3 protein-coding genes are annotated in these 4,888 nt (G+C 35.6%); all 3 read left to right on the top strand.

Annotated elements, in window-relative coordinates; all coding sequences use genetic code 11:
• Positions 1–573 precede the first annotated feature (573 nt).
• Positions 574–2,541, top strand: a complete 1,968-nt coding sequence (locus L6773_RS20910) for a helix-turn-helix domain-containing protein (protein WP_237856622.1) — start codon at positions 574–576, stop codon at positions 2,539–2,541.
• A gap of 200 nt (positions 2,542–2,741) precedes the next feature.
• Positions 2,742–3,242, top strand: a complete 501-nt coding sequence (locus tag L6773_RS20915) for a YybH family protein (RefSeq protein ID WP_237856623.1) — start codon at positions 2,742–2,744, stop codon at positions 3,240–3,242.
• 293 nt (positions 3,243–3,535) lie between these two features.
• Positions 3,536–4,324 carry a hypothetical protein gene (locus L6773_RS20920; RefSeq protein ID WP_237856624.1) on the top strand — a complete coding sequence of 263 codons (789 nt, stop codon included), beginning with the start codon at positions 3,536–3,538 and terminating at the stop codon, positions 4,322–4,324.
• Positions 4,325–4,888 lie beyond the last annotated feature (564 nt).

Raw genomic sequence — 4,888 nt, forward strand, 5'->3', positions numbered from 1 at the left:
TGATTTTTCCGGCAATAAAACTCTGCATAATTCCAATCTTTACTTTGAAATACCGGATTTAACACTTGCGTCAGTTTTGGGGAGTCATCGGATGAGTAGGGTTGTACCTCAGATCAAATATTAAATTTCGGATATCGCCAATCGGATATCATCTTATTTTAGTTTTACTACTTACTATTTTGTGAACAATGCAAAATGACATTAAACCCTAAGGTGAGATATTTTTGGTTTCATGGCCATTCAATGAGATGAATTGATTGGCAACACATCTACAAAGACATGGTTTTAGAATGCAAAGAGGGAATCTTCTGGATAAGTTAACATACATACTTTGTTATTAACCCCCCTATGTCCATATTGCCAATACAATTTATAATGGCAACTTTAGCTAAAGACAAAGATCAGTCGAATAAAATTAGCGTCATGTTCATAAAACAGCGCAATTTCTTAATTACGGTCTGCACGGATATAACTCTTTTTTTATTTCATGAAGCACTGTGAATGATTGGCAGGCAAGCAACATATTTTTCTATGTTTAACTTATACTCATTATCCATGAAATCAGATTTGTGAATGAGTTCTGAAAATAATCTTGATAAAGATTTAAAGAAAAAAGCATCAAAAGAAACTCTTATCGAGATCTTGACAAAAGAGATTGATGCCAATCTTAACAACGACCAATTCGGTGTAGAAAGTCTGGCGAAAGTAGTCGGAATGAGCAGATCTAGCCTTCATCGGAAAATAAAGCGAAATTTTGGCATTTCAACAAGCCAATTCATCAGAGAGCACCGGCTGAAAAAAGCACTTAAGATACTCGGGGATGAAGATATCACAGCTTCTGAAACTGCATTTCGAGTAGGATTTAGTAGCCCGACTTACTTCAACACCTGTTTCCATAAGTACTATGGATTCACGCCAGGGGAAGCCAAATCCAGAAACGGCCATAATAATGACCATCCTATACGCAGTGAAAATGCCGCAGGCAGTATAAATTACACACAAAAAAAATTGGCCTGGACAGTCTTTTTAGCATCAACATTGTTGATTATAACCTTCTACTTCTATGTATCGGATGCAAACCAGAACGAAGTAATTTTTAATAATGAACAAGCAATTGATGAGAAATCGATTGTTGTATTGCCTATAAAAAACTGGACTGGAACCGCTGATTTGGAGTATATCTCTGATGGAATGACGGATGCAATCATATCAAGGCTCACAAAGATCGATGCTATTGATAAAGTGATTCCTTTTACCTCAGCCCTGAAATACAAACAAACCGATAAAACCATTCAAGAAATTGCTGCAGAGTCGGGAGTGGCACATCTCTTGCAAGGTAATCTTCAAATATCCGGCAGCCAAATCAAAATTAACCTGCAACTGATTCATGGCCGTTCGAATGTTCATCTATGGTCAGAAGAATATACAAAAGAGTGGAATAGCGATGAGATTTTCATAATGCAGGCCGAAGTGGTCGAAGCAATCGCCAAAAATATGATGGCAACCATTTCAGAATATGAATTGGCTGATATTCAAAGAGCACCAACAAGAAGTAAACAAGCATACTCATACTTTCTCCAAGCAGAATTTCAGCGAAATAAAGCAAACGCGGAATCCTACAAAAATGCTATCGAACTCTACGGAAAATCAATTGAAATAGACCCGGATTTTGTAGAAGCGTATACCAGCGAAGCAAGGGTCTGGAGCTTTGGAGGGTTGGTTTGGGGAATTTTTGATCAAAGAGTTGCATGGCAGAATGCAAAACTTTTACTGGAAAAAGCATTGGAAATTGATCCTGATAATAGGGCTGTAGAAGAAGAGCTCTACTCCGGATATTTTTACTACGACTGGAATTTTCGATTGGTTGAACAATATTATCAAAAGATGATAAATGATTTCTTTTACGACGACACACCCTCTATTAATGCCGATTACGCTATAAAAACTGGAAGATATTTAGAGTCCATAAGTGCTATGAATGAGCTTATATTAATTAATCCTGCTTTTGGACCTGCATTCTGCTTTAAGGCAGAGGCTTTAATGTTACTTGGCAGGTCAGACGATGCGTTAGACTTGCTTGAAAGCACGAACAGTTTATATAGCGACAATTGGTTTTACCTAAGGGAATCTGCAAAATTATTTTTCTATCTGGGAGAGTACGAAAATTCCAAAATACAACTGGAGAAAATTCAATCTCAATTTTCCGATTATCCGCCAATCCTGATGTGGCTGAATGCCACATTTGCACAAATGGATGGAGACTCAAAAAATAAGGACAAATACCTTGCTCAACTTTTTGAAGAGTACAACAATGGCTCATCAGGCAGTCCTGCTTGGTTTATTGCAATGTACTATAGCTCGTTGAAAGATTATGAAAAGGCTTTTACATGGTTGCAAAAATCTTACGAAAGGCATGAAGTTGAAATGACATGGTTACGTGAAGAGCCCCTTCTGGCTCCAATAAGAGGTGATCTTCGATACAAAGAATTGTACCGTAAGGTTGGATTTACCGGTATTGGTTTGCCAATAAAAACTTCCTGAGAAAACTACTTCCCTAAATAACATTTTCAACATCATTTGAAGGATCTGCACCATAGATTCAACACTTGAACAAAATTTATCAAAACTGCAACATACCTGTTATGCAGTCTTGTTCACTTCTCACCATGTTGGGTGCAATCAAGTCTTAGATACAGGCTAATCTGTTCTATACTGACTTATTAACTCTTAAATCATTTATAATGAAATCAAAAATCACACTGCTTTGCATTCTTTTGCTGGGAACTTTTACAACAAGTTGTACCGCTCAATCAAACAACATCCCAATTGACCTGATTAATAATGAATTCCCTGAAGCAAAACAGGAAGTAATGGAAACCTTTGGAGCCATAGCACAAAGCATAAAAGATAAAGATTTAGATAAACTAATTTCTTTTCATGCCTATGGTGCAAAGTTTACTGAATTTAAAAATGGAGAGCTGAGAAATGGCGATGTTGCAAACGAGGCTCATGAACGAAATGTATTTGGATCTGTAACTGAAGTACTGAAGTTCGATGCTAACGATTTACAGATCGCCGTTTATGGTGACGTGGCAAATCTAACCTTTCACTCCGATTTTCATTTGAAATTTGGTGAGGATGTGGTTGTAGTTAATGATCAAATCACATTACTCTTTGTCAACACTAAAGACGGGTGGAAAATGGTTCATGAGCATCACTCGCCATTAAATAATACCGATTAACATACAAAAGAAGTATTTAATGACAACATGAGTAACATTAACATGCATAGCACTAATAACCTCGACAATGTTAGTATTATGCCAATGATGTAGCCAATTTCAAAGAATTAAATTGCAATTAGATGTTTAGAAAGGAAAAAATTATTAAAAGATGGAAAGGTTAGGCTAATTATGAGAATACACCAATCTATGAAGACGTGCTTAAAATTGAGGGACTTGCATCTGTAAAAAGGTTTAAATGGCTTGTTGAAAAGTAGTAATTCAATTCAGCATAATAAAAAAATGATCAATTCATGCGTATAAAAATCAAGCTTCTCTTTGGTCTTATAATTTTGATGTTTGGGGTTACCCCATTTGTAATAGCTGGTAATATATTCAAATCAATGGCTGATACAACTTCTTCAAAAATTGAAATTTTCACCTTTACGTCTAATGGAAAGAAAATGAAAGGTAAAATTTATTTGCCGCCCTCTTATAATACTATCAAGGATCTACCATCGATCTTTTTAATTGATTTTACAGAGCAGCATTTTAAATTAGCCACCGATGAGTTTGAAAAAGTGATAGAGGGAGTAAATCAATTAAAAGGTATTGAAGCTTTGGTTGTCTCTTTAGATGGCATACTGGAAATTGACGCAGAACCTGATAAATTTGAAGATCATTATACTATTTTTAAAGATTTATCAATCTACGTTGATAGTTTTTACACTAATAATTCCTCCCGAACATTTATTGGCAAAGGAAGTGAATCCGGTGTAGTACTTATGGCTCTATTTCATGAAAATTATGAAAACCCTGTATTTGATAATTTTATAGTTACCGATCCATCGCCAAAATACTCATCAGCCATTTTAGACTTAATTGAAAAAAATAATTTTCTAGAAAATAAATCGTATAAAAAACTCCACTTTTCTTTTTCCACAAGTAATAATCGGGAATTATGCATCAAACTGATTAATGTTATAAAAGAGGCTCAATATAAGTGGCTGCAGTTTGAATCAGTTGAATACTCTAAAAGCGATTATGAAAATACTTATCCGATATCTTATGCTGATGGAATTAAGTACGTTTTCAACGAATAGTTTTTAAAGAATTAAAACTGGATATAAAAATATGAAATGCATTAGGCAGACAATACTAAAAATGAAGATACTCACAAACAAGGAAGACAGAAGAGTATCGGACGAATTGAATATTAGTATTCTAAACACACCATATTCAAACCGTTAAAATAGTATTCAGTTCTATTAAATAACGCCCAATAACAACGTAATTCCAGCGAACATCTTCTGGTTAGTTAATTACATTCAATGACTTAGCGCCAGGCTATTTTACCAAGCCGTTTCGACTATTTTTTAAATCACCTGAAAGTGGAAGCGATGCCGTTTTCAAAAAACAGGGTCAGTTTTTACATGAAGTTGCATAACCTGCTCGATACCGATTACCAGGAGATCCTGGGAGCTCAAATTCCGGGCCGGTGGGTGAGGGCAGGATTACAGTGGAATCTCTGAAATCGGATATCGAATATCATCCGGCTCCCTAGTCTAGTTAAGCGAAGCGTCAATTGAACCCCTTCCATTTATAAAAAAAACTGGCACAAGTGACATCCTTGATTTACTTACAGTTCGATGATTTTTCCGGCAATA

Source organism: Rhodohalobacter sulfatireducens, from assembly GCF_022012475.1.
In the GTDB taxonomy this organism is placed as follows: domain Bacteria; phylum Bacteroidota; class Rhodothermia; order Balneolales; family Balneolaceae; genus Rhodohalobacter; species Rhodohalobacter sulfatireducens.